Consider the following 675-nt stretch of genomic DNA (forward strand, 5'->3'; position numbering starts at 1 on the left):
CGTATACCCAGAAAATATATAACTCTTACCACCGCTCATCAGAAAGCATCGATATAATCTCTCAGCAGATTGAAAATGCCATTCCACATATTAATGAATTGAAACTTAACTGGCAGAAAATGAATTCAGATTTCACATCGCTACTTGCTGCGTTAGATGAAGCTCAGAATAATGCCGACATCATGAAAGATGATGCAATGCTTGGTGCAATCGGGGCTCTAGCCAATACATCGGTTGCCGAAATGAACTGGAATAATATCAGTGAGAAAGCCAAAGCATTTGCAAACAACGCCTATTTTCGACAGGATTTTTCTATGAGACTTCTACCTATTATTATTTCTCTTTCATTTTCTCAACAAGCCTTTGCGAGTGATTGGCTTGAGCTAAATAACTTGCCAAACTCCACTGAATATCCAACATGGGTTCAATCAGCCTATTCCGAGGTGGGCGTATTATCTCGCTCTACATCAGATTTACATATTAACCTTAGTGATTGGATCGCACAGCAGAACCTTTACGTTACCAAACCTTCAAAAATCGTCGTCTTCGCAGATACTATTGAGGTTCCAGAGAACTTCAACTTAGTCGTCAACAACCAAAACATCCTCATTTTTGCTCGTAAGATTGTTGGTCAGGGCACCCCAACCTTTGTACTTGGACAGCAAGGTTCTGCGG

Annotated in this window: 2 pseudogenes; both read left to right on the forward strand. The window is 40.6% G+C overall.

The annotated features are described in order from the left end of the window. Positions 1-305: pseudogene (locus KIV40_RS35680) on the forward strand (hypothetical protein); the annotation flags it as partial. Between the two features lie 9 nt (positions 306-314). Then, positions 315-675: pseudogene (locus tag KIV40_RS35685) on the forward strand (hypothetical protein); the annotation flags it as partial.

It is taken from the genome of Vibrio sp. D173a (genome assembly GCF_030248475.1).